The organism is Microbacterium kribbense (assembly GCF_039537285.1).
GTDB classification, from domain to species: Bacteria; Actinomycetota; Actinomycetes; order Actinomycetales; family Microbacteriaceae; genus Microbacterium; species Microbacterium kribbense.
Genome location: NZ_BAABAF010000007.1, coordinates 186,630 through 210,452, shown reverse-complemented (window position 1 = coordinate 210,452; position 23,823 = coordinate 186,630). Strand labels below are relative to the sequence as shown.

The 23,823-nt window shown below is 72.0% G+C and carries 18 protein-coding genes; 9 read left to right on the top strand and 9 right to left on the bottom strand.

Annotated features, from left to right (window positions below; all coding sequences use genetic code 11):
- Positions 1 to 2 precede the first annotated feature (2 nt).
- The 4 genes from ABD705_RS10435 to ABD705_RS10420 are packed head-to-tail and all read right to left on the bottom strand — an operon-like array spanning position 3 to position 4,169.
- Positions 3 to 1,007 carry an AAA family ATPase gene (locus tag ABD705_RS10435; protein ID WP_344783269.1) on the bottom strand — a complete coding sequence of 335 codons (1,005 nt, stop codon included), beginning with the start codon at positions 1,005 to 1,007 and terminating at the stop codon, positions 3 to 5.
- Positions 1,004 to 2,218: a DUF4350 domain-containing protein gene (locus ABD705_RS10430; RefSeq protein WP_344783267.1), complete on the bottom strand. Its 1,215-nt coding sequence runs from the start codon at positions 2,216 to 2,218 to the stop codon at positions 1,004 to 1,006. Before ABD705_RS10430 ends, ABD705_RS10435 begins: the two co-directional genes overlap by 4 nt.
- Positions 2,215 to 2,883 (bottom strand): DUF4129 domain-containing protein, encoded by a 669-nt coding sequence (locus tag ABD705_RS10425; protein ID WP_344783265.1) that lies wholly within the window; start codon positions 2,881 to 2,883, stop codon positions 2,215 to 2,217. Before ABD705_RS10425 ends, ABD705_RS10430 begins: the two co-directional genes overlap by 4 nt.
- Complete coding sequence (locus tag ABD705_RS10420; RefSeq protein WP_344783263.1) at positions 2,880 to 4,169, bottom strand: glycerophosphoryl diester phosphodiesterase membrane domain-containing protein; 1,290 nt, start codon at positions 4,167 to 4,169, stop codon at positions 2,880 to 2,882. The genes ABD705_RS10425 and ABD705_RS10420 overlap by 4 nt, the downstream gene beginning before the upstream one ends.
- Before the next feature lie 165 nt (positions 4,170 to 4,334).
- Here ABD705_RS10420 and mtrA point away from each other — a divergent pair, with 165 nt between their 5' ends.
- From mtrA to hpf, 5 genes are all read left to right on the top strand, one after another.
- Complete coding sequence (mtrA, locus tag ABD705_RS10415) at positions 4,335 to 5,015, top strand: MtrAB system response regulator MtrA (protein WP_344783261.1); 681 nt, start codon at positions 4,335 to 4,337, stop codon at positions 5,013 to 5,015.
- 7 nt (positions 5,016 to 5,022) lie between these two features.
- Positions 5,023 to 6,735 carry an MtrAB system histidine kinase MtrB gene (mtrB, locus tag ABD705_RS10410; RefSeq protein ID WP_344783258.1) on the top strand — a complete coding sequence of 571 codons (1,713 nt, stop codon included), beginning with the start codon at positions 5,023 to 5,025 and terminating at the stop codon, positions 6,733 to 6,735.
- Positions 6,732 to 8,444 carry an LpqB family beta-propeller domain-containing protein gene (locus ABD705_RS10405; protein ID WP_344783256.1) on the top strand — a complete coding sequence of 571 codons (1,713 nt, stop codon included), beginning with the start codon at positions 6,732 to 6,734 and terminating at the stop codon, positions 8,442 to 8,444. Before mtrB ends, ABD705_RS10405 begins: the two co-directional genes overlap by 4 nt.
- A 104-nt stretch (positions 8,445 to 8,548) precedes the next feature.
- Positions 8,549 to 9,304 carry a ComF family protein gene (locus ABD705_RS10400; protein WP_344783254.1) on the top strand — a complete coding sequence of 252 codons (756 nt, stop codon included), beginning with the start codon at positions 8,549 to 8,551 and terminating at the stop codon, positions 9,302 to 9,304.
- Positions 9,305 to 9,393: 89 nt separating this feature from the next.
- Positions 9,394 to 10,059 (top strand): ribosome hibernation-promoting factor, HPF/YfiA family, encoded by a 666-nt coding sequence (hpf, locus tag ABD705_RS10395; protein ID WP_344783252.1) that lies wholly within the window; start codon positions 9,394 to 9,396, stop codon positions 10,057 to 10,059.
- Between the two features lie 74 nt (positions 10,060 to 10,133).
- Here the strand turns inward: hpf and ABD705_RS10390 are convergent, their stop codons facing one another.
- Positions 10,134 to 10,445, bottom strand: coding sequence for a DUF2249 domain-containing protein (locus tag ABD705_RS10390; protein ID WP_344783250.1), 312 nt, complete (start codon positions 10,443 to 10,445; stop codon positions 10,134 to 10,136).
- 74 nt (positions 10,446 to 10,519) lie between these two features.
- Here ABD705_RS10390 and ABD705_RS10385 point away from each other — a divergent pair, with 74 nt between their 5' ends.
- The 3 genes from ABD705_RS10385 to ABD705_RS10375 are packed head-to-tail and all read left to right on the top strand — an operon-like array spanning position 10,520 to position 15,080.
- Positions 10,520 to 11,179 (top strand): helix-turn-helix transcriptional regulator, encoded by a 660-nt coding sequence (locus ABD705_RS10385; protein WP_344783248.1) that lies wholly within the window; start codon positions 10,520 to 10,522, stop codon positions 11,177 to 11,179.
- Positions 11,176 to 12,423, top strand: a complete 1,248-nt coding sequence (locus ABD705_RS10380) for a hypothetical protein (RefSeq protein WP_344783246.1) — start codon at positions 11,176 to 11,178, stop codon at positions 12,421 to 12,423. Before ABD705_RS10385 ends, ABD705_RS10380 begins: the two co-directional genes overlap by 4 nt.
- Positions 12,420 to 15,080, top strand: a complete 2,661-nt coding sequence (locus tag ABD705_RS10375; RefSeq protein ID WP_344783244.1) for a multicopper oxidase domain-containing protein — start codon at positions 12,420 to 12,422, stop codon at positions 15,078 to 15,080. Before ABD705_RS10380 ends, ABD705_RS10375 begins: the two co-directional genes overlap by 4 nt.
- A 140-nt stretch (positions 15,081 to 15,220) precedes the next feature.
- Here ABD705_RS10375 and ABD705_RS10370 read toward each other — a convergent pair whose 3' ends face one another.
- From ABD705_RS10370 to ABD705_RS10355, 4 genes are all read right to left on the bottom strand, one after another.
- A complete protein-coding gene (locus ABD705_RS10370; RefSeq protein WP_344783242.1) occupies positions 15,221 to 16,108 on the bottom strand; it encodes a hypothetical protein in 888 nt (295 codons plus the stop codon).
- 345 nt (positions 16,109 to 16,453) lie between these two features.
- Complete coding sequence (locus ABD705_RS10365) at positions 16,454 to 19,285, bottom strand: FtsX-like permease family protein (protein ID WP_344783240.1); 2,832 nt, start codon at positions 19,283 to 19,285, stop codon at positions 16,454 to 16,456.
- Between the two features lie 139 nt (positions 19,286 to 19,424).
- Positions 19,425 to 20,147 carry an ABC transporter ATP-binding protein gene (locus ABD705_RS10360; RefSeq protein ID WP_344783238.1) on the bottom strand — a complete coding sequence of 241 codons (723 nt, stop codon included), beginning with the start codon at positions 20,145 to 20,147 and terminating at the stop codon, positions 19,425 to 19,427.
- Complete coding sequence (locus tag ABD705_RS10355) at positions 20,144 to 20,776, bottom strand: PadR family transcriptional regulator (protein WP_344783236.1); 633 nt, start codon at positions 20,774 to 20,776, stop codon at positions 20,144 to 20,146. The genes ABD705_RS10360 and ABD705_RS10355 overlap by 4 nt, the downstream gene beginning before the upstream one ends.
- Before the next feature lie 199 nt (positions 20,777 to 20,975).
- On the opposite strand from ABD705_RS10355, the gene secA reads away from it, so the two are divergent.
- On the top strand, positions 20,976 to 23,807 hold the full coding sequence (secA, locus tag ABD705_RS10350; RefSeq protein ID WP_344783234.1) for a preprotein translocase subunit SecA: 2,832 nt from the start codon (positions 20,976 to 20,978) through the stop codon (positions 23,805 to 23,807).
- Positions 23,808 to 23,823: the final 16 nt, after the last annotated feature.

The following is a 23,823-nucleotide window of genomic DNA, read 5'->3' as shown; positions in this document are numbered from 1 at the left end:
GATCAGATCGGCACTCGGGTCTGCGCCAGCACGCTGGTGAGCACGGCATCGACCGAGACGCCCTCGAGCATCGCGTCGGGGCGCAGCCGGATGCGGTGCCGCCAGGTCGGCACCAGCATCGTCTGCACGTGGTCCGGCGTGATCGCCGGATAGCCGCCCAGCCATGCCCACGCCTTCGCGGCCGCCAGCAGCGCGGTCGTGGCGCGCGGACTGACGCCCAGCTGCACGGACGGGCTCTGCCGGGTCGCCCGGGCCAGGTCGACCAGGTAGCCCAGCACCGCGTCGGTGACGGCGACGGATGCCGCGGCCCGGCGCGCCGCCCGCAGCTGCTCGGCGTCGAGCACCGGGTGCACGTCGTCCAGGGCGCGCGGATCGAATCCGTTCGCGTGCCGGCGCAGCACCTCCAGCTCGGCGTCGCGCTCGGGCACCGTGATCAGCAGCTTCAGCAGGAAGCGGTCCAGCTGCGCCTCCGGCAGCGGGTAGGTGCCCTCGTGCTCGATCGGGTTCTGCGTGGCGGCGACCAGGAACGGATCCGGCAGCGCCCGGGTCACGCCGTCGGCGGTGACCTGGTGCTCCTCCATCGCCTCCAGCAGCGCCGCCTGAGTCTTCGGCGGGGTGCGGTTGATCTCATCGGCCAGCACGATGTTGGTGAAGATCGGACCCTCGCGGAACTCGAACTCGGCACTGCGGGCGTCGTAGACCAGCGAGCCCGACACGTCGCCGGGCATCAGGTCGGGGGTGAACTGCACCCGCTTGGTCGACAGCCCCAGCGCCTTGCTGAACGCGCGCACCAGCAGCGTCTTGGCGACGCCGGGCACGCCCTCCAGCAGCACGTGGCCGCCGGCCAGCAGCGCCACCAGCAGCCCGGTGATCGCGCCGTCCTGGCCGACCACCGCGTGCCCGGTCTGCCGGCGCACCTGGTGCAGCAGCTCGCGCAGGGCGGCTTCGTCCGGCGTCGGGCCGGCGCCCGGTCGCTCGTCCTGCGGGATCGGGTCGGTCTCGGTCATGGGGTGGTCCTCCCGGGTAGGTCGGTGGGCGAGACGGCCGCGCGCACGGCCGTCTCGATCGCCTGCAGCCGATCGCTGAGGGCGAGCAGGTCGCGGTCGGTGCGGGGCGCGGAATCGAGCAGGATGCCGTGGACCTCGCGGCGCGGCACCGCGAGCCGGTCCGCGGCGGCATCGGCGACCGTCGCGGGTGCGGCGCCCGGGCCCAGGCCCAGCAGCCGCGCCAGCCGGTCGCGCGTGCCGGCCTGCAGGCGCCGCGCGACGTGGACGCGATCACCCGAGCGCGCATACAGCCGCGCCCGGCCGTCGGTGGTCTCGCCGGTGCGCACCGTGACCGGCAGGTTCTCGGCCACGAGCGGCCCGAACCGGCGCCCCCGCCACACGGCGGTGGCGATGCCGGCCAGCAGCAGCAGCACGATCGCGGGCGACACCCACGACGGGGTCAGCGAGCCGAGCGTGGGCGCCGCGGCACCGGCGTCGGCGTCGTCGGCCGACGGCACGAACCAGATCAGCGTGCGGTGAGCGCCCATCAGATTGACCGCCAGCGCGGCGTTGCCGTGCTCGGCCAGAGCCGCATTCGTCAGCAGCGCGGCCCCGTCCACGGCGGTCACCGTCGTGCCCGCGGTCGTCCGCTGCAGCAGCGCGGCGTCCGGGCCCGTCCGGTAGCAGGCGGTCACGCCGGGTCTCTGCGGCACCGTGAACAGGGTGCCGGGCACGATCGCGCCCGCGCGCTGCGCAGCCGGCAGCGGACAGTCCGGCGGCACCGGGGCATCCGCGCCGTAGCCGGTCACGCTGCTGCCGAAGCGCAGGCGGACCGATCGCGACAGCGGCTGCGCGATCACGACGTCGGCGGCCGCACCGGTCAGCGACTGGAACGTCTTCGCGCTCAGCAACGGGCTGTCCGGCAGGACGAGGGTGGCCTGCGCGGGCCGGGCCCCGACCCGCCCGGCCGCGCGCAGCGCGTCGTCGGCGGCGCTGCGCGTGCGCACGATCTGCACGTCGACGCCGTGATCGGACAGGATGTGCGCCAGGGCCTGCGCGCCGTCGGCGCCGGTCGAGGCAGGGTCGAGCAGGTCGCGTCTGGTCCACTGCCCGATGCCGGACAGGATCGCGCCGCCGACGCCGGCCACGACCAGCACGACGGCGATCGCCGCCCACACGCCGGCGTGCCGGCGGCGTGCCGACGTCGCCGGGCGCGGCAGCACCGCCGTCACCGGACGGGCTCCGCGGTCTCGTCCCGGCGGAGGGGCTGGTCGGTCTGCACGAGCTCATCGGCGCGGGCCACGACCGCCAGCAGCGCGGGGGTGCCGGTCCGGCGCAGGTAGCGCACGTCGTCGAAGGCGCCGGCGGCGGCATCCAGCTCCGCCGCGCGCGCCGGGAAGGCCCGCGCGGCGGTGCGCGCGAACGCGTGCACGGTCGCCCCCGGCGACAGGTCGACGGCGCCGCGCTCGACGAGGCCGCGCGCCAGGGCGCGGAAGCGCAGGATGATCGCTTCGGCCCAGTCCTCGCCGGCGGCGGCGGATGCCGCGGCCCGGCGCAGCTGCGCGGCGCTGCGGGTCTCGGCGTCGCCGAACAGGTCGACCGGCGACGCGGCGGTGCGCCGGGACAGACGGGAGCGGCCGGCGAAGAAGACCGCCAGCACGATTAGCGCGACCAGGACTGCGGCGACGGCCAGTGCCAGCCAGAGGCCCCACGTGCCGCCGGGGGAGCCGTTGAACAGACTCGCGAAGAACTCCTGCACGGCGCGCGCGACGCGGTCCAGCGGCGTGGGCGCGGCGGCGGCGTAGGCGGGGTTGCTCAGCTCGTGCTCGGCCCAGCTGCGCGCCTGGTCGCCGTCCGGTGTCAGTGGCGGGACATCGGCGGCCGGCAGTCGGATCACTGCCGGTCCTGTTCCGGCGCCTGCCCGGGCGCCGCCCACTGCGTGGACGACGGCTGCCCGCCCTCGGGTGCGGGCGTGGGCTCGGTGGGCGCCGCCGGGGGACCGGTGGGAGAGGCAGTCCCAGACCCGGCGGGCGGGTACACCGGCTGCCCGGCAGGCGGGTAGCCCGCAGGCGGGTACCCCGTGGGCACACCCGCAGGCGGGTACCCGGCGGGCGGATATCCGGCGGTCATCGGCGGCCGGGCGATGACCCGGCCGATGTGCGCGGTGTAGGGATCGGGCAGGTCGCCGGAGCCGGCATCCCGCATCTGCACGTAGGCGAGCAGGTCCAGATCCAGGCCCTCGTGCCGCATCCGGCTGTCGATGTACAGCAGCGAGGTGGCGGTGGCCTGCACGACCGAGGCGACCGACTGGATGAGCAGCACGATGATCTCGGGGATCGCCAGGGCCACCACGAGCGTGATGACACTCTGGGTCTGCGCGCTGCCGGTCGGGGCGATCACGGCGCCGATGATGGTGCCCAGCAGCGCGAACGGGATCGACACGAGCTGCGCGACGGTGCCGAAGATCAGCTGGATCAGCACGATCACGCCCAGGATCGGCCAGAACCGGGTGCGGCTCAGCCGCCAGGCGCGCACCACGGCACCGCGGATGCCCTCGTGCTCGAGCACGATCACCGGCGCCACCAGCAGCAGCTTGGTCGCCAGCCACAGGTAGAGCGGGATCGCCGCCAGCAGCGCGAGGATGGTGACCACGACCGCGGTGGCCCGGCTCTGCGTGCCGACGGCGACGATGATGCCGGCGACGCTGCCGATGCCCAGGATCGAGGCCAGCGTGACCAGCAGCGCGTAGCCGATCAGGCGCCCCGCCACCGGCCGCACCTGCTGCCACAGCGCCTTCAGGCGCAGCCGCTCGGCGACCGCGCCGCGGGCGACGTCGGCCACGACGACGCCAGTGACGATGATGCTCAGCGCAGCGGCGGCAAGACCCAGCACGAACGCCGCGATGATCGTGGTGGCCACCGACCCGGCCAGGATCGTGGCGTAGTCGGGGGAGGATTCCGGCACGTTCTGCAGCCGGGACATCGACCAGAACGTCACCGACCCGATGGCCGCGACCAGCACCAGGAACGCGACCACCTGCACCACCAGGGCGAACCCCAGCAGCACCCGCGGATTCGCGCGCAGCGCGCTGAAGGATCGGCCCAGCACGGTGCCGAACCCGAGCGGGTGCAGAGGGATGATCCCCGGCCGCGATGCGGGCCGCCAGGTGGGGTACGCGGTCACGAAGCCTCCCTCATGCGACGGTTCCGCCCCTATCGTGTCACAGACGACCGCGAGGCGACGGACCGGAATCCATGTGGCTCGGCTACGCTGTCCACAGCGCACGGGGAATGCGTTGGCGAGCGTGCCGCGAGATGTGCACGCCGGACGAAGGACAAGACTTTCTATATGACTGCACGGATCCTGGTGGTCGACGACGACACCGCTCTGGCCGAGATGATCGGCATCGTCTTGCGCACGGAGGGGTTCGACACGGTGTTCTGCGCCGACGGTGCCGCAGCCGTCGACGTGTGGCGGGCCGAGCGGCCCGACCTGATTCTGCTGGACCTGATGCTGCCGAACATGGATGGCATCGAGGTCTGCACGCGCGTGCGCAGCGAATCCGGAGTGCCCATCATCATGCTCACCGCCCGCACCGACACCGCCGACGTGGTCAAGGGACTGGAATCGGGCGCCGACGACTACATCGTCAAGCCGTTCAACCCGAAGGAGCTGGTGGCCCGCATCCGCACCCGGCTGCGGCCGGGCAGCGCGGGCACCTCGGAGCAGATGCGCATCGGCGATCTGGAGGTGGATGTCGCCGCCCACGAGGTGCGCCGCGGCAGCACCTCGATCGCGCTGACCCCGCTCGAGTTCGAGCTGCTGGTGGCACTGGCGGCCAAGCCCGCGCAGGTGTTCTCCCGCGAGATGCTGCTCGAGCAGGTGTGGGGCTACCACTACAAGGCCGACACCCGACTCGTGAACGTGCACGTGCAGCGGCTGCGCGCCAAGGTCGAGCTCGATCCCGACAATCCCAAGATCGTCACCACCGTGCGCGGAGTCGGCTACCGCGCCGGTGCGGTCGTCTGAGCACGCCATGCCCGCCGTGACGGCGCCCACCCCCCGCGTCGGGGCGCACTCGTGGCGGCGCTGGGAGACGTGGCGCGCCTGGCTGGAGGACCTCGGCACGCTGTGGCGGCGCTCACTGCGCTTCCGCATCGTCGCGATCACGCTGGCGCTGACGGCCACGGCGATCATCGTCGCGTGCGTGTGGATGGCCCTGGCGATCCAGAACGACCTGTTCGAGTCGCGCAAGGACCAGGCGCTCACCGATGCGCGCCGGGCCGTGGACACCGCACAGACCACGCTGAACGACGCCGTCGTGCAAGACGACCCGGTGCAGGTGCAGAACCTGCTCAAGAGCGTGCAGAGCTCGCTCGCGCAGCAGTCCGCCACCGACATGACCCTCGCCGTCCGCATCGACACCACGTTCTCGCCGCTGGCACCGGCCGGATTCAAATCCGGCGGGCTCGAAGAGGACATGATCTCGCCCGAGCTGCGCCGGCACGTGCGCGGCGAGAACCAGACCGAGACGCAGTGGGCGCAGTCGATCGCGCTGCCGGTCGCCGGCGGCGCGGCCCGGCCCGGGATCGTGGTCGGGCAGCAGATCGACGTGCCCGACATCGGCCCGTACGAGCTGTACCTCGCCTACGATCTGGATGACGCGGCCAAGACGCTCAGCTTCGTGCAGGCGACGCTGTGGATCGTCGGCATCGCCCTGGTGGTGCTCATCGGCGGCATCTCCTGGTTCACGCTGCGCGCGGTGACCACCCCGATCCGGCAGGCCGCCGAGACCAGTGCGAAGCTGGCTGCGGGCGACCTCGGGGTGCGCCTGACCGTGCACGGCGAAGACGAGCTGGCGATCCTGGGCCGGTCGTTCAACGCCATGGCCGACAGCATCCAATCGCAGATCAACCAGCTCGCCGACCTCTCGCTCGTGCAGCAGCGGTTCGTCTCGGATGTCTCGCACGAGCTGCGCACGCCGCTGACCACGATCCGCCTGGCCGCCGATGTGATCAACGACCGGCGCGACGAGTTCGACCCGGCCACCGCCCGGGCCGCCGAGCTGCTGCACGCGCAGGTGCAGCGGTTCGAGGTGCTGCTGACCGACCTGCTGGAGATCAGCCGGTACGACGCCGGGTCGGTGCAGCTGGAGATGGAGCCGACCAGCCTCGCGCACCTGGCCGAGGACGTCGTCGCCTCGATGGCGCAGCTGGCCGAGCAGCACGGCACGGATGTGCGGCTGGTGGCGCCGGGCGGCTACTCGCCGGTCGAGATGGACCCGCGCCGCATCCGGCGCATCGTGCGCAACCTGCTGGGCAACGCCATCGAGCACGGTGAGGGGCAGCCGATCGTGATGACCGTCGACAGCAACCAGCAGGCGGTCGCGCTGAGTGTGCGCGACTACGGGATGGGGATGGCAGGCGCGGATGTGCAGCGGGTGTTCGACCGGTTCTGGCGCGCCGACCCCTCCCGCAAGCGCACGATCGGCGGCACTGGGCTGGGCCTGTCCATCGCGCTGGGCGATGCCACGCTGCATCACGGCACGCTGACGGTCTGGTCGCAGCTCGGGCGCGGCACCAACTTCGTGCTGACGCTGCCCCGCGGGTCCGCCTCGGTGGAGGGCGTCTCGCCGCTGCCGGCGGACCCCGGCGGCGACGAGGGCGCGTCGATGGATGCGCTGGGGCTGACCCAGCCGATCCCGCTGCACGATCTGCCGCGCCCCGACCGCGGAGGAGGCGGATCATGATCGGCACCGGCGGACACCGGCCCGCGGCGCCCCGGCGCGCGCGCCGCGGCATCCTGGCGGCCGTCCTCGCCGCGGCCGCCGTGGTGCTGGCCGGCTGCACCGGCCTGCCCACCTCCGGCCCCGTCTTCGCCGGGATCGCGCCGGGCGAGGTCGCGCCGCCGGACTTCTCGTTCGTGCCGCAGAAGCCGCAGGACGGCGCATCGCCCGAGCAGATCGTACAGGGCTTCGTCGACGCCGGCATCGGCCCCGAAGGCACCTGGGCGGTCGCGCAGCTGTATCTCGCGCCGAGCTTCAAGGACCAATGGAAGCCGAACCTCAACGCCACGATCGACGATCGTGCCGCCCGCGCGTATGTGAGCGATGGCGACGACAAGGTGTCGCTGACGGTCACCCAGCGCGCCACCGTCGACGCCACCGGCGCGTACAAGCCGTCCGACGGCGGCCAGTCCACGCTGCCGTTCACCCTCGCCAAGGTGAAGGGGCAATGGCGCATCACGCATGCGCCCAACGGCATCGTGCTCGGCGCCGATCAGTTCACCGGCGTGTTCCACCCGTACGCGCTGATGTACTTCGACCCCGGCTGGCACTACCTGATCCCCGATGTGCGGTGGTTCCCATCCAGCAACGCCGTCACGCGCATCGCCGACAAGCTGATCGACGGCAAGCCGAGTCCGTGGCTGGCAGGCAGCGTCGCCTCGGCCTTCCCGGAGAACATCGCGCTGGCCCGGCCGTCGGTGCCGCTGTCCGACGGCGTCGCGCAGGTCGAGCTGTCCGGTCCGGTGCTCTCGCTGGAGGGCGCGACGCTCAACCGCATGCAGACGCAGCTGCTGCCGAGCCTGTCCAGCGTCGGCGGCGTCACCGACGTCTCGATGGTCTACCAGGGCACCGCGCTGAGCGCGCAGCCGGTGGCCACGGCATCCACCCGCATCGACGTCCGCCCGCTGGCACGCACCGACAAGGGCTTCGGCTTCTTGTCGGCCACGGGACAGGTCGAACCGATCCCGGGGATCACCGAGGCGATGGCCACGGTGCATCCCGATGCGATCACGCTGGCCCGTGACTACACGTCAGCCGCCGTGCGCACCGCCACGGGAGCCGTGCTGCGGGTGCCCGCGAAGGGGCAGGTACGCACCCTGGACGCGCGCGCCGGGCTGATCGATCCGGCCGTCGATGCGCTGGGCTACATCTGGAGCGTGCCGGCACGCACGCCGGGCGCGCTTCTCGCGTACGGCCCCGACGACAAGGCGGTGCAGATCAGCGGCGGCGCCTGGTCGAACGCGTCGCAGGTCTCGGCCATCTCGATCTCGCGGGACGGCACCCGGATCGCGGCGATCCTGACGGTCGGCGGCGAGTCCACCGTGGCCGTGTTCGGCATCGTGCGCGATGCCGACGGCGTGCCGCAGAGCCTGGGCGACGGGCTGCTGCTGACGAAGCTGCCCGGGCTGGGCATCGACCTGACGTGGCTGGACGAGAGCACGCTGGGCATCCTCGCCCACGCGGGCGACACCACCGTCGAGATCCAGCAGATCATCGGCGGCCCCGGCACCACCACGGTGGCGCCGGACGGCGTCACCACGATCGCCGGCACCCCCGCCATGGTGCGGCTGCGGGGGGCCGACGGCACGCTGTACTCGCAGCGCGGCTCGAACTGGGAGCAGACCGGGACCGGCATCCTGACCGTGGGTCAGGCGCAGGGGATGCCGCAGTAGCACCGGCTCCTCCCCAGGCGGGGGCGGATGCGGTCGCCGGCCGGGCTGTGCACAGACCCCGCCGGCGCCCATGCGGTGGAGCCGGGTCGAGGGAGCATGGATGCATGGTCAGCCCCGGCGATGCGGATGAGGGGCCCGGGGCATACCTCGCACGCCTGGCGCGCGCGGCCGGCGCCGAGGCGCTCGCGCTCGTGTTCCCGGTGGCGTGCGCAGGCTGCGGCGCGCTGGATGCGACGCTGTGCGTGCCGTGCGAGCGGATGCTGCAGCCGGACGTGCGCCGCCGCATCGTCGCCGGCATCCAGGTGTGCAGCGGCCTGGACTTCGACGGCGTGCCGGCGCGCGTGCTGCGGGCGCTGAAGGCCGACGGCCGCACCGGCCTGGCCCGCGCTCTCGCGCCGGCGCTGGCCGCTGCAGTGGCGGCCGCCGGATCGCCCGGGCCCGAGCCGCTGCTGGTCGTGCCGGTGCCGACCTCCCGCGCGGCGATGCGCCGGCGCGGCTATCGGGTCACCGAGCTGCTCGCCCGGCGCGCCGGAGTGCACACGATCCGCGCGCTGACCAGCGTGCGCGCCACCGCCGACCAGCGCGGCCTGTCGGCGCTCGCACGCGCCGGCAACGTCGCCGGGAGCATGCGGGCCGCCCGTGGCGCACCGGCGCAGCTGGCCGGTCGATCCGTGCTGCTGGTGGACGACGTGGTGACCACCGGCGCGACGCTGGGCGAGGCCGCGCGGGCCCTGCGTGCTGCCGGCGCCGTCGTCACCGGCGCCGCCACCGTCGCGGCCACGGCGCGCCGGCATCGGCCTGTCGCGGCGGATTCCGGGACTGGGCGCCTCCGTACCGGACACATCGCAACAAGTGCGTGACAGTGCGGGGTGGGCCGACTACGGTGGGGGGCACAAGGTCGACCGAAGGTCCGCCCTTGACCGGGGGGACCGGAACAAGGAGGTCAGGGATGGAAACCAGCATCGTCGGCGTGGGTGTGAGCGTCTCGGATCGATTCCGCAGTGTTGCCGAAGAGAAGGCAGCCCGGATCGAGAGCATCGCCCCGCGCGCCCAGACCATGGATGTCAAGGTCACGCATCGCGCGTATCACAACGGCCGGATGGAGGACTCCACCGTCGAGCTCACGCTCACCGGCAAGGGGTTGCCGCTGGTGCGCGCCGAGTCAGTCGATCAGGACAAGTTCACCGCGCTGGACATGGCGGTCGACAAGCTCACCGAGCAGGTGCGCCGCGCCAAAGAGAAGCGGGTCGACGCACGCCGGCATCCGCGCGGCGCGAAGCTGGACAAGGGCACCGGTGTGCTGCAGGGCGTCGACCTGCAGCCGGCATCGGCCGACATGCTGCACGCCGTGGCGACCGGGGAGATTCCGCTCATCACCGGCGCGGAAGACGAGGAGGACTACACTCCCGTGGTCATCCGCACCAAGCGCTTCGGCGCCGAGTGGATGACGGTCGAAGACGCCGTGGACCGGATGGAGCTGGTCGGGCACGACTTCTTCCTGTTCATCGATGCGCGCACCGACCATCCCAGCGTCGTGTATCGGCGCAAGGGCTGGGACTACGGCGTCATCTCGCTGACCACGCCGGCGCCGCCCACGGTGCAGATGGTGTCGTGATCGTCGCGGGCGCGTGAGCGCCCGTGGGGCGGGCGGTCGAGGGGGGTTCGACCGCCCGCCCGTCTGCGCCCCGACTATGCGACCGCGCGGATCAGGATGCGCCAGGCCTCGGGCCCCTGCTCGAGGTAGCTCGTGGTGACCTTCTTGCCGTACCGCATGTCCATCTGCGCCAGCAGGGGCAGCGGCGCGTGGCCGGCCGAGATGATCAGCCCGCCGCCCGGCGCCAGGGCATCGATCGCGCCGAAGATGGCGGCATGGCGGATCGCGTGCGGAATGGTCTGCACGTTGATCTCGGGCAGGTCCTCGTTCACCTCTCCGCAGGTGCACTCGGCGGCGTGGGCGGCAGCCGCCTCATCGCGCGACGCATGGATGTCGATGTCGGCCATGATCTCTCCCGTCTGTCGGCGATCGCACCGGCTGGTGATCGCGCACTGCGCCCGAGTTTATTACACTGGATCCCGTGGAAAATAACGACGGCCCGAGTCGACGCCGCCGCATCGCGGCCAGCGGTCGCCGGCACTCGTCCACGCGCGAGATGGTGCTGCAGATGATCGAGGCGCAGGCCGCGCCGATCTCGGCGGCCGCGCTCACGCACGCCACCGGCCTGCACGAGAACACGGTGCGCGGCCACCTCGAGCAGCTGCTGGCCGACGGGTACATCGTCCGCGAGCGCGAGGAGTCCTCCGGCCGCGGCCGGCCCGCCTGGCTGTGGCGCGCGGTCGCGCAGGACCCGGAGAGCCCCTATGCGGCGCTGGCCGGCGTGCTGGCCGAGACCCTCGCCCGCACCGGCGCCGATCCAGCCCGCCAGGCCCGCGAGGCCGGCCGCAGCTGGGGCCGGGAGCTGGCCGCCCGCCGCACCCGCACGGCCGCCGGTCCGCGCGAGGCGGTCATCGACGCCATGCGCGAGCAGGGTTTCGCCCCCGAAGACACCGGCGACGACGTGCTGCTGCGCCGCTGCCCGCTGATGGAGGCCGCCAGCCGGCATCCCACGATCATCTGCGCCGTGCATCAGGGCATCATCGACGGCGTGCTGCAGGCCCAAGGCCAACGCGCCGACAGTGTGCTGGAACCCTTCAGCGCACCCGGCGTGTGCACCCTGCACCTGGCTGTGGCCCCGTGACGGCCGCCGCTCGGCGCGGGCCCTCGCTGCGCCTGCTGTGGATGCTGCCCGCCGGCCTGTCGCTGCTGGCCGGGCTGGACGCCGCGATGCTGCTGCTGGGCCTGCCGGCGCCGGTGACCACCACCCGGCTGCCCGAAGTGCATGGCATGCTGATGGTGCTCGGCTTCGTCGGCACCCTGATCTGCCTGGAGCGGTCCACGGCGCTGAACCGCTGGTACGGGTTCATCGCGCCGGGACTGCTGGGCGCCGGCGGCATCGCACTGCTGGCCGATCCGGTGCCGCTGATCGTGGCCAAGGCCATCCTCGTCGCCGGCACGGCAGGGTTCATGCTGATCTACATACCGCTGTGGCGCCGGCAGTACGACCACCCGCTGCTGACTCAGCTGCTCGGTGCCGGCCTGGGACTGGCCGGCGCGGTGATCTGGCTCAACCAGGACACGATGGACCGGGTGCTGCCCTGGCTGATCGGCTTCGTGGTGCTGACCATCGCGGCCGAGCGCGTGGAGCTGGCCCGTATCACGATGGGCCCGCACGCCGGCGGCCGGCTGCTGATTCACGCCTGGTCGATCGTGCTGGCCCTGGTGCTGGGCCTGGTCTATCCCGACGCCGGCGCGATAGCGCTCGGTGTGACGCTGCTGGCCCTGGTGGGCTGGCTGGTGGTGCACGACATCGCCCGGCGCACCGTGCGCGCCTCCGGGGCCGCGCGCTACATGGCCGCGTGCATCCTGGCCGGCTACCTGTGGCTGGCCGTCGCGGGCGTCGCACTGCTGTTCGGCGACCCGACCGCGCAACCCGCCTATGACGCCGTCATCCACGCCGTGTTCCTGGGCTACACGATCTCGATGATCATGGCGCACGCCACCACGATCCTGCCGGCCGTGCTGCACATCGCGCTGCCGTACCGGGCCGGGCTGTGGGTGCCCGCCGGCATCCTGCAGCTGAGCCTGGTCGTGCGGCTCTGGTTCGGCGACGGACTGGGCTCACAGGCCGGCTGGCAGATCGGCGGCGTGCTCGGCGTGATCGCACTGCTGCTGTTCGTGCTCACCGCCATCACGAGCGCCGTCATGGGGCCGCTGAAGAAGGCGCCGCCCGTGCGCATCAGGCCGGCGCGGACGACGCCCGGTGCCGGGGCCGCGCCGGCTGCGGCATCCCGGCCCGTGCCGACCACCGCGCCGAGGACGCCGCGCCCGTCCTCCGACACCGCTGCCCCAGCGGCGCCGGAACCCGCTGAAGGAGACGCATGAGCGCCCCGACCACCCGACCTCCGGCCGCCAAGGCGCCGAACCGCGGCTTCTGGGCGCTGCGCGACATCCCGACGCTGCTGTGGCTGATCCTGGTCGTCGTCGCCGTCCTCGCGCACCGCGCGCTGCCCGCGCCGACCTGGCTGATGATCCACCTGCTGCTGCTGGGTGCGCTCACGCACGCGATCCTGGTGTGGACTCAGTACTTCTCCTATGCGCTGCTGCGCAGCGCGCCCACCGTCACCGATCGGCGGCGGCAGAGCGTGCGGCTGAGCCTGGCCAACGGAGGAGCCGTGCTCGTGATCGCCGGCGTGCTCGCCGCACTGTACCCGCTGACTCTGGTGGGCGCGGCGCTGCTGATCGTCGCGGTCATCTGGCACGGCACGAGCCTCTACGCACGCTCGCGCGGCAGCCTGCCGGGCCGGTTCGGCCGCACGCTGCGCTACTACATCGTCTCGGCGGCGATCCTGCCGCTCGGCCTCGCACTGGGCGCGTGGCTCGCGCACGATGCCAGCGCGGCCACCCTGGTGCTCTCGCACGCGCTGCTGAACGTGCTCGGCTGGATCGGCATCACCGTCGCCGGCACCCTGGTGACGCTCTGGCCGACCATCCTGCGCACCCGCGCCGACGCGCGCGCCACGATCGGCGCCGCGCGCGCCCTGCCGGTGCTGGCCGGCGGGGTGCTGGTGGCCGCCGCCGGCGCCGCCGCCGGCATCCTGCCGATCCTGGCGCTCGGACTGCTGGCGTACCTGACCGGACTGGGCATCATCGGCCTGTCGCTGTGGCGCGCCGCCCGGCAGACGCCGCCGCGCAGCTTCGCGGCGATGTCGGTGGGCATGGCCGTGCTGTGGTGGATCGGCTGCCTGCTGGCCCTGGTGATCGCCACGATCGTCGACTTCTGGAGCGGCGGGGGCTTCGCCGCCGTCTCCCGCACCTTCGACCAGGTCGCTGCGTTGCTGGCCGCCGGGTTCGCCGCCCAGGTGCTGGTCGGCGCGCTCAGCTATCTGATCCCGGTCGTCCTCGGCGGCGGCCCCACCCCGGTGCGCACCGGCACGGCCATGTTCGACAAGGGCGGATCGCTGCGCATCGCCACCGCCAACGCCGCTCTGCTGGTGTGCGCGCTGCCGGTGTCCAGCCTCGTGCGGGTGGCGGCATCCGTGCTGTATCTCATCGCGATGGCGGCGTTCATCCCGCTGATGCTGGCCGCGATGCGCGTGCAGCGGGTGGCCAAGCGCGCCGGCGCGAAGCTGACCGAGCACGGGCACGGGCCGATCACCCCCGAAGGCGACGGCCGGCACCGCGCCGGGGGCGCGATGGCCGGGCTGCTGGCCGTCGTGCTGACCGTCGCCGTCTGCGCCGCGATCGACCCGATCGGAATGGGCTGGGGCGTGCCCGCCACCGGCGCCACGAACGCGCCGGTGCAGGTCGTGAAGGTGGATGCCGCCGACTACCGGTTCACGCCGAGCACGATCACGGTGCCGGTCGGCACCCGGCTGAAGATCGAGCTGACCAACACCGACCCCTCGATGGTGCACGACCTGGTCTTCGCCAACGGCGTCGCCGGCTCGCGCCTGTCGCCCGGGCAGTCCGAGACCATCGACGTCGGCGTGATCACCGCCGACCTGAACGGCTGGTGCTCGATCGTGGGGCACCGCCAGCTCGGCATGGTGATGACCGTCGTGGCCAGCGGCGCCGGACCCGGGGCGGCCGCGCCGACGCCCTCGGCATCGCCTGGCAGGGACGTGGGCGGCATGCCCGGGATGGACCACGGCACCGGCATCGACCTGAGCGGCACGCCCGGGCCGGGCTTCACGCCCTACGACGCCGTGCTGGCGCCGCTGCCTCCCAGCGACGGCCCGGTCACCCGTCGGATCACCCTGACCGTCACGGACAAGAAGGTCGAGGTCGCGCCGGGCGTGACCCAGACGCTGTGGCTGTACAACGGCACCGCGCCGGGACCCACGCTGCACGGCCGGGTCGGCGACACGTTCGTGGTGACGTTGATCAACCACGGCGACATGGGGCACTCCCTCGACTTCCACGCCGGCTCGCTGGCGCCGGACATGCCGATGCGCACGATCGCGCCGGGAGAGAGCCTCGTCTACACGTTCACCGCGAACCGGTCCGGCATCTGGATGTATCACTGCGCGACCATGCCGATGACCGCGCATATCGCCAGCGGCATGTACGGCGCCGTCGTGATCGAGCCGAAGGCCGGGCTGCCGGCGGTGTCGAAGTCCTACGTGCTGGTGCAGGGGGAGTACTACCTGGGTGCGCACGACGGCGGACTGGTGGACACCGCCAAGCTGCAGGCGGGCACGCCCGACCTGGTGGTCTTCAACGGATACGCGAACCAGTACGACCACGACCCGCTGACGGCGAAGGTGGGTGAGCGGGTGCGGGTGTGGGTGCTGGATGCCGGTCCGGAGCGCTCGACCAGCTTCCACATCGTCGGCGGCCAGTTCGACACGGTGTGGAGCGAGGGCCGGTACCTCATCAAGGATGCGACCGACACCGGGTCGCAGGCGCTCGGGCTGATGCCCGCGCAGGGCGGGTTCGTCGAGCTGACCTTCCCCGAGGCCGGCCACTACCCGTTCATCTCGCACTTCATGATCGACGCCGACCGCGGCGCGCACGGCATCTTCGACGTGACGCAGTAGCCGGCCGCGGCGGCCGGGTCGCGGCATCCCTGGCCGGGTCGCGGCATCCCTCGTCGTGCGGTCGGCTCTCACCCTCGTTGGGTCGGCGCGTTGTGCGGTCGTTCAGGAGGTGCGTCGGGCCGTCGTTCAGTCGGCGCGTTTTACGGACTTCGGCGCGCAGAACGGCACATCGCGCCGACCGAGTCCTTCCATTGCGGGTACGCCATGTCGACCCGCGCGAGAAAGCGGCCTACCGCGTCGAATGCATCGTGGTCGAGCAGGGGCTCGGGCAGCCCGCCGTCGACGAGGGTGAGCCGCGCCCACGTCTCGGTGCGCGACGCCGACCCGGAACGCACCCGCGGCAGCACCGCGCGCAGCAGGGCGATCCCTTCGCGCCGGCCCGCATTCACCGCCGTCGTCAGCTGCTTCGTCGACGCGAGTGGTACGGCCACCGGCTGCTCCGGCCGGCTGTGCGGCGGCCTTGCCCTGTGCACGAAATAGTCCGCCGCAGCGATCAGGTCGTAGGGGTGCCGCAGCACCGGCGCGAGCGTCGCCCAGGTCGACGCCGGAGTGGCCACGAGTAATTGCGATACGGGATGTCGGATGGTGTTCGTCAGCTCGGGCCGCACGGCACGACCGTTGATTGCCGCCGCCCGCGGTGCCCGCTTGGGCCAGTGCACCGCGACCTCGAGCACGTCGGGATCGATCTCGGGCGGCTGACCGCCGACGGAACGGAACATGCGCGTCGGGATCGGAGCATCCCACAGCACCGCCGCCGTGATGCCGTAATAGAACGCACCCTCCTTCATCACCGGGGCATACTGCACGGCTCGCTCGTGGATCCGCATCGCCTCGGCGATGCGTGGATAGGCGCGCCGCGCATCGATCGCTGCGTCGGCGACGAGGGGCGCTCCCGGCACGGCACGGGCGCCGTGGAAGGTGCGCTCCATGCTGCGCCGGCGCAGCCGCGACCGGCTCACGCCGGCACTGCATGCGGCGCGCACGCTGAACGCGGCGCCGAGCGCGGTGGGAAGTTCGTCGGCCGGCATGCCGACACTGTCGCACGGATGCTCGTTCGCCCGCGCACGTTATCCACAGGCCGCGGCATCCGGCCGGCATCTTTGCGGAGTCGCCGGGTTCGCCGTGCCTGATCTCCGTCGGCGCATTGTGCAATGGTGGGCACAGGGGCACATGGGCGCATGGGCGCATGGGCGCATCGCGTCGGCTGCGCGTAGACCGGCAATTTTCAGTCGACGCATATTACGAGTTTTAGCTTCTGCGCTCGTAAAACGCGCCGACTGAAATTCGGCGGCGGGTCTCAGTCGACGCGATTTACGGCGCTCCGCGCGCCAAGTGGTGAATCGCGCCGACTGAACTGCCGCTCGGCGGATCCGCTACGCGATCGCGACGCGACGGGTCAGGTCGGGCATGCGCGGCCGCACGCACCACGAGACCAGGGCGGTGACCACCGGCAGCCCGAAGGCGAGCAGGCCGAGCCACAGCCACGGCGCGTCGGCGAACTGCAGGTAGTCGGACGAGGTCTGGCCGATGCCCCACATCGGGATGAGCCCGGCGGCCGTGCCGACGATCGTGCCGATGCCCACGATGATCAGTGCCTGCCACGCGTTGATGCGCCGGCGCACCCGGATGCCGGCGCCGACCGCCGAGAGCGTGGCATCGTCGGGCCTGCGCTCGAAGCGGGCCAGGCCCAGGCAGACCGCGCCGGCACCGAGCACGAGCGCCATGGCGCCGCCCGAGATAGCCCACAGCACCGGGTCGATGGGGGCCGGGCCCTTCTCCACGTAGACGTCGAACCCGCCCCGGCCGACGTGCGCGCCCGCCGCGGCGGCCGTCAGCGCATCGGTCACCTCGGGTGTCGGCGGCTCAGCATAGGCGACCATGAGGGTCTGCGGTTGGGTGCGGATGCCGAGGTGCGCGGCGGTTTCGGGAGTGATGACCAGCTGTATTCCGCCCTGGAATCTGACACCGGCCAGCGTGGTCGCGGGGATCTTCTGCGTCGCCTCGGGCGTGGGCAGGTCCGCGGCATCGGTCGACCCCTGCCAGTAGCGGGCGAGGGCGTTGTTGTACTCCTCGTAGGTCGCGGCGCTCCAGCGGGTGAGCGTCACCGAGTCGCCATCCGGTCCCAGAAGGTGGTCCGCGAGGGCCAGCGCTCCGCCGTCCTGCAGGACGGCGCGCGCAGCGGCGGGCAGCGGCCGGCCGAGGTAGGCCGCCAGCGTCTGCGGCTCGGCGACCGCCAGCGACGGGCCCTGGGTCAGCGCCGCACGTGGATCGCACCGGTCGCAGTCGCCGGCCGACATGCTCGCGTCGGCCACCGACCACGCCGGTGCGGCGGGGTCCGCCGGCTGGCGTGTGCTCGGGTCGTACTGATACTGGACCGGCCCGCTGAGCACGCCGGTGCGCTGCGGGTTCGTCGATGCGACCAGGCTGCGGGCGGCATCCACGTACTCGTCCGGGTGGGTGGCGATGTCATCGCCCCACATGAAGACCTGGACCAGGCCGAGATGTCCACCCCAGGCGTAGTTGCGGCTGCTGCCCGCGTTGGTCATCGCGGTGGCCGACAGTGCGAACGAGGCGAGGAACACGCACGCGGCGATCGACGCGAACGCCGGGACCACCCGCGAGGGAGTCGCGGCGGCGTCCCGCGCCGCGATCCGGGCGGCGAGCCCGACGTGCGAGAGCGCTGCCGCGATGCGGGCGAGCAGCCAGTGCCCGCCGACGATGAACCCGATCTGGAAGACCACAGGGCCCGCGACGATCGCGATGATCAGCACGGCACGCCAGGGCGTGTCGTAGTTCACGACCGGGGCGGCGTTGAGGGCGGCGGTGCCCAGGGCGCCGCCGACGGTGGCGCACAGCCCCAGCAGCATCATGCCCAGTCCCCACAGCGGCCGGCGCGGGTTCAGCCGCGCCGGCCGGCGCGAGCCGCGCAGTGCGGCCAGCACATCGCCGCGGGTGGCCCCGCGTGCCGGGGCGATCGCGGCGATCGTCCCCACGATCACGGCGAACGCGATGATGCCGGCGATCAGTGTCCACGGCACCTGGATGCCCCAGTTGCCCCAGAACGAGCCGACGACGCCGTTGTCGGTGACGAGCATCCACACCGCGCTCGCGGCGATGCCGATCGCACCCCCGAAAAGCCCGCCGAGGGCGCCGAGCACGGTGCCCTGCAGCACGACGATCCGGAAGATGTCACTGCGGGCGGCGCCCACGCTCGCGGCGACGGCCAGGGCGCGCTGCTGCCGGCGGGCGGCGACCGCGAATGCGGCTCCGGCCAGCAGCACGACGAGGTATCCGCAGAACGCGGCGGCGATCGCACCGTACAGCACCAGCTGCCAGAACATGGCGCGGTCGCCCTGCACCTCGGTGTACGCGCCCGCGGGCGGGTCGAGCACGAGGTCGCGGGCGAAGGCGACGAAGCCGGCGTGGTTCATCTCCTGCAGCGTCTGGTAGTCGGGCTGCCAGTCGACGGTGTACCAGGTCGTGCCGCCGGTCTGCACGGCGCCTGCGGCCGATGCCGGCAGGAAGACCTGGTCCTCGGCGGGATCCTGGTCCATCGCCCGCATCGTGCCGGTGATGGTGAACGACAGGCCCTGATCGGGCAGGGTGAGCGCGCCGCCGATGCGTGCTCCGATGCGCTGCAGCGCGCCGGGGGTGACCATCGCCTCATGGCCGGATGCCGGAACCCGCCCGTCGACGATCGTGTACCGTCCCGCAAGGGCCGGGTCCCAGACCGGTCCGACGCTGGCGGGCATGTGGGCGGTGCCGGTCGCGGTGGTGACGTACGCCGAGCCGTACCGGTGCAGCGTGATCACCCGGGTGCCGGCCGGGATCACGGCATCCGCGTTCTCTGGTCGGGGCAGCTCCGGATTGATGGGAGCGCCGCCGTTCTCATCGACGTCGGTACGGGAGTAGTTCGGCTGGTCGATCGCCTGGGTGCGGCTCGGATCGGGACCGCCGATGATCTCGATCCACGCCTGGGCGCGTCCGAGTTCCAGCGTCGCCCGCTGCGCCGCCGAAGGGATGTGGCTCGCCGTGAACACGGCGGCGGCGGCGAGGGCGATGACAGGCAGCGCCACCAACAGCATCACCAGCAGGCTCGACCCCTTCGTGCGTGCGATCTGGCGCCGCGCCAGCCGCAGGTCCACGCGCCAGCGCGACCAGGCGCTGGGGCGGGGGCGCCGCTGTCCTTCCTCGGGCCGGCTCACGGTGCCGCCCCCTCGGCTCGGGCGAGGAGATCTGCCCGGGCGAGGGCCGAATCGAGCCGAGGCATCCTCGCTTCGGCAGATGCCCTCGGCTCGGGCGAGGACGTGGCGCTCCGGCGGCGGGATGCCGCGGGGCGCCCGCTCATGCGCGCGTCCCCACGAGGTCCTCCACGCCGTCGCGGCGCGACTCGTCGACGATGCGGCCGTCGCGCAGGAACACTATCCGGTCGGCCCACGCGGCATGGCGCGCCTCGTGCGTCACGAGGATCGCGCCGGCCCCGGCGTCCACCCGGGTGCGCAGCATCCGCAGCACGAGTTCCCCGGTGACCGAGTCCAGCGCCCCGGTCGGCTCGTCGGCGAGGATCAGCCGCCGGCCGCCGACGACGGCGCGCGCGATCGCGACGCGCTGCTGCTGCCCGCCGGACAGATCGTCGGGGTAGGAGTTCAGCTTGTCGGCGAGGTCGACCGAGGCCAGCGCATCCCGACCCGCACGGCGCGCGACCCGGGCCCGGAAGCCGTCGAGCTCGAGCGGGAGAATCACGTTCTCCAGCGCAGTGAGGGTCGGGATGAGATTGAAGTCCTGGAACACGAAGCCCAGGGACCGGCGCCGCAGCAGCGCCAGTTCGCGCGGCGACGCGGTCGACAGGTGCTTTCCCTCGACGATCACCTCGCCGGCGGTCGGATGCGCCAGCCCGCCGGCGATCGACAGCAGCGTCGACTTGCCCGAGCCAGACGCGCCCATGATCGCGACCAGTTCGCCGCGGGCGACGTCGAGGTCGACGCCGGACAGCGCCGACACGGCCGTCTCGCCGACGCCGTACTGCTGGCTGACGCCGACCATGCGCAGCACCTGCTCGCCGCTCATCGGGGGGTCCCCGTCGTGTCGACTCGCGGCGCGTGCTCGGCGGTCGGCGCGGCCGGCCGCCCGCGCTTGGGTCGCTCGGTCGACAGCTCCAGGGCCAGGGCATGACGTGGATGCAGCGCCAGGCGCTGCTCGGTGTGGTCGAGCCAGCGCGCCTCGGCCTCCGCGGCGAAGATCATCGAGTCGACCACGAGCGACCAGGCGAGCTCTTCCGGCCCGTCCGGGTCGGCTCCGGCGTACTTCGCACGGTTGAGCTCCTGCAGCTGCGCCAGTGACGCGCGCCGCTGGGACTGGATGACGGCGGTCACGTCCACCCCCGGCAGCGTCGCGGCCAGGGCCAGCTTGATCGCGAGCTCATCGCGGGTGCCCTGCCCGCGCTGCACGGGGGAGTCCAGCCACGCGCGCACCTCGGCCGAACCGGCATCGGTGATCTCGAAGAAGACGTGCCCCTGCTCGTCGGTCTCGCCCCGGGTCACCAGGCCGTCGCGCTCGAGTCGCTCCAGCGTGTTGTAGATCTGTCCGACGTTCAGCGGCCAGGTCGATCCCGTGCGCCGGTCGAATTCATGGCGCAGCTGGTAGCCGTAGCAGGGCCCCTGCTCCAGGATCGCCAGCAGACTCAATCGCACCGACATCGCGTTCTCCTCACATGCTTTCCAGGTATGTAGTTGCCGAGTATATACATACCGGGCAACTCGGGTGGCGGCATCCCCCCGCGTGTCGTGGGCACCGCGGCACTGCCAGTCACTTTCAAGGTCACGGGCGGATAACATGGGTAGGTGTGTCGGTGCGCGCCCGCACGCGCACCCGAGACCCGATAGATGGAGATCCTCTGTGGCTAACCCGCTCGAGAAAATACTTCGCGCCGGTGAGGGCCGCCTGCTGCGGCGCCTCCAGCAGGTCGTGAAAGCCGTCGGTGCGCTCGAAGACGAGTACGCGGCCCTGACCGATGACGAGCTGCGCGGCGAGACCGGCGAGCTGCGTGCCCGCTACGAGAACGGCGAGTCGCTGGACAAGCTGATGCCCGAGGCCTTCGCCGCCGTGCGCGAGGCCGCCAAGCGCACGCTCGGCCAGCGCCCCTACGACGTGCAGATCATGGGCGGGGCCGCCCTGCACCTGGGCAACATCGCCGAGATGAAGACCGGTGAGGGCAAGACCCTGGTCGCCACCCTGCCGTCGTATCTGAACGCGATCGCCGGCAAGGGCGTGCACGTGATCACGGTCAACGACTACCTCGCCAGCTACCAGTCCGAGCTGATGGGCCGCGTCTTCCGGGCGCTGGGGATGACCACGGGCACGATCATCTCGGGGCAGACCCCCGACGTGCGCCGCGAGCAGTACCTGGCCGACATCACCTACGGCACCAACAACGAGTTCGGCTTCGACTACCTGCGCGACAACATGGCCTGGCAGCAGTCCGACCTCGTCCAGCGCGGCCACTACTACGCGATCGTCGACGAGGTCGACTCGATCCTCATCGACGAGGCCCGCACGCCGCTGATCATCTCGGGTCCGTCCTCGGGCGAGGCCAACCGCTGGTTCGTCGAGTTCGCCAAGGTCGCCCGCACCCTCGAGCCGGGCGTGGACTTCGAGTTCGACGAGAAGAAGCGCACCGTCGGGGTGCTCGAGCCGGGCATCACGAAGGTCGAGGACTACCTCGGCATCGAGAACCTGTACGAATCGGTGAACACGCCGCTGATCTCGTTCCTGAACAACTCGATCAAGGCCAATGCGCTGTTCAAGCGCGACAAGGACTACGTCGTGATGAACGACGAAGTCATGATCGTCGACGAGCACACCGGCCGCATCCTGATCGGACGACGCTACAACGAGGGCATCCACCAGGCCATCGAGGCCAAGGAGGGCGTGCCGGTCAAGGCCGAGAACCAGACCCTGGCCACCGTGACGCTGCAGAACTATTTCCGCCTCTACGAGAAGCTGGCCGGCATGACCGGCACCGCCGAGACCGAAGCCGCGGAGTTCATGTCGACCTACAAGCTCGGCGTCGTGCCGATCCCGACTAACAAGCCGATGATCCGCAAGGACCAGTCCGACCTGGTCTACAAGAACGAGCAGGCCAAGTTCGTGCAGGTCGTCGAAGACATCGCCGAGCGCCATGCGGCCGGCCAGCCGGTGCTGGTGGGCACGGTCAGTGTCGAGAAGAGCGAGTACCTGTCGCGGATGCTGGCCAAGAAGGGCATCAAGCACGAGGTCCTGAACGCGAAGAACAATGCGCGCGAGGCCGAGATCGTCGCGCGCGCCGGGCGCCTGGGCGCCGTCACGGTGGCCACCAACATGGCCGGCCGCGGCACCGACATCATGCTCGGCGGCAACGCCGAGTTCCTCGCCGTGCAGGAGATCAAGGCGCAGGGGCTGGACCCGGTCGAGACGCCGGACGAGTACGAGGCCGCCTGGGACGACGTGTATGCCGCCATGAAGGAAAAGGTGGATGCCGAGGCCGAAGAGGTCGTCAAGACCGGCGGTCTGTACGTCCTGGGCACCGAGCGGCACGAGTCGCGCCGCATCGACAACCAGCTGCGCGGCCGGTCGGGCCGTCAGGGCGACCCCGGCGAGAGCCGGTTCTACCTGTCGCTGACCGACGACCTGATGCGCCTGTTCCAGTCCGGAGCGGCCGAGGCGATCCTCGCCCGCACGAACTTCCCCGACGAGGTCGCGATCGAGTCCCGGATGGTCTCGCGCGCGATCAAGAGCGCGCAGGGCCAGGTCGAGGCGCGCAACGCCGAGATCCGCAAGAACGTCCTGAAATACGACGACGTGCTCAACCGCCAGCGCGAGGCCATCTACACCGACCGCCGGCAGATGCTCGAGGGCGACAACATCGCCGATCGGGTGCAGCACTTCATCGAGGATGCCATCGGTGCCGTCATCGACGACCACACCTCGGTCGGCCACACCGAGAGCTGGGACTTCGACGCACTGTGGGCCGAACTGAAGACCCTCTACCCGGTGGGAGTGACGATCGACGAGGTCGTCGCCGAGGCCGGGAGCAGGGGCCGGATCACGCCGGACGGACTCAAGCGCGAGATCGTCTCGGACGCCCGCATCCGCTATCAGCAGCGGGAGCAGACCCTCGGCGAGGCCGCCACGCGCGAGCTCGAGCGCCGCGTCGTGCTGCAGGTGCTGGACCGCCGCTGGCGCGACCACCTCTACGAGATGGACTACCTCAAGGACGGCATCGGGCTGCGCGCGATGGCCCAGCGCGACCCGCTGGTGGAGTACCAGCGCGAGGGCTTCGACATGTTCCAGACCATGATGGGCTCGATCAAGGAGGAGTCGGTCGGCTACCTCTACAACCTCGAGGTCGAGGTGCGGCACGAGGCCGAAGGCGAGCTGGATGTCGCGGCGAAGGGCCTGACCGCCCCGGCCCAGGACGCGCAGCGCCTGCAGTACTCGGCATCCAACGATGCCGGCGAGGTCGAGGTGCGCAACGAGCGCGGTCAGGTGCAGCAGGCGGCCACCAACCGGATGCGCCAGCAGGCAGCGGCCGCCGCCGCGGCAGCGGCCGCCGACGGCGCGCCGCAGGAGGCGGCCCAGCCGACCGCGCGCGGTGCGTTCGGACAGCCCACCACGGCGCCGCAGCAGCAAGGCGGCGCACCGTCCCCGCAGAACCGTGCCGAGCGCCGGGCGGCGCAGCGCGGCAAGTGAGGGCGTTATCCTGAAC

What these genes read in the sequence shown, in the direction of transcription:
- ABD705_RS10435 (WP_344783269.1), bottom strand. Translation starts at nt 1,007, where the DNA reads ATGACCGAGACCGACCCGATCCCGCAGGACGAGCGACCGGGCGCCGGC.
- mtrA (WP_344783261.1), top strand. Translation starts at nt 4,335, where the DNA reads ATGACTGCACGGATCCTGGTGGTCGACGACGACACCGCTCTGGCCGAG.
- mtrB (WP_344783258.1), top strand. Translation starts at nt 5,023, where the DNA reads ATGCCCGCCGTGACGGCGCCCACCCCCCGCGTCGGGGCGCACTCGTGG.
- ABD705_RS10405 (WP_344783256.1), top strand. Translation starts at nt 6,732, where the DNA reads ATGATCGGCACCGGCGGACACCGGCCCGCGGCGCCCCGGCGCGCGCGC.
- ABD705_RS10400 (WP_344783254.1), top strand. Translation starts at nt 8,549, where the DNA reads ATGGTCAGCCCCGGCGATGCGGATGAGGGGCCCGGGGCATACCTCGCA.
- hpf (WP_344783252.1), top strand. Translation starts at nt 9,394, where the DNA reads ATGGAAACCAGCATCGTCGGCGTGGGTGTGAGCGTCTCGGATCGATTC.
- ABD705_RS10390 (WP_344783250.1), bottom strand. Translation starts at nt 10,445, where the DNA reads ATGGCCGACATCGACATCCATGCGTCGCGCGATGAGGCGGCTGCCGCC.
- ABD705_RS10375 (WP_344783244.1), top strand. Translation starts at nt 12,420, where the DNA reads ATGAGCGCCCCGACCACCCGACCTCCGGCCGCCAAGGCGCCGAACCGC.
- ABD705_RS10370 (WP_344783242.1), bottom strand. Translation starts at nt 16,108, where the DNA reads ATGCCGGCCGACGAACTTCCCACCGCGCTCGGCGCCGCGTTCAGCGTG.
- ABD705_RS10360 (WP_344783238.1), bottom strand. Translation starts at nt 20,147, where the DNA reads ATGAGCGGCGAGCAGGTGCTGCGCATGGTCGGCGTCAGCCAGCAGTAC.
- ABD705_RS10355 (WP_344783236.1), bottom strand. Translation starts at nt 20,776, where the DNA reads ATGTCGGTGCGATTGAGTCTGCTGGCGATCCTGGAGCAGGGGCCCTGC.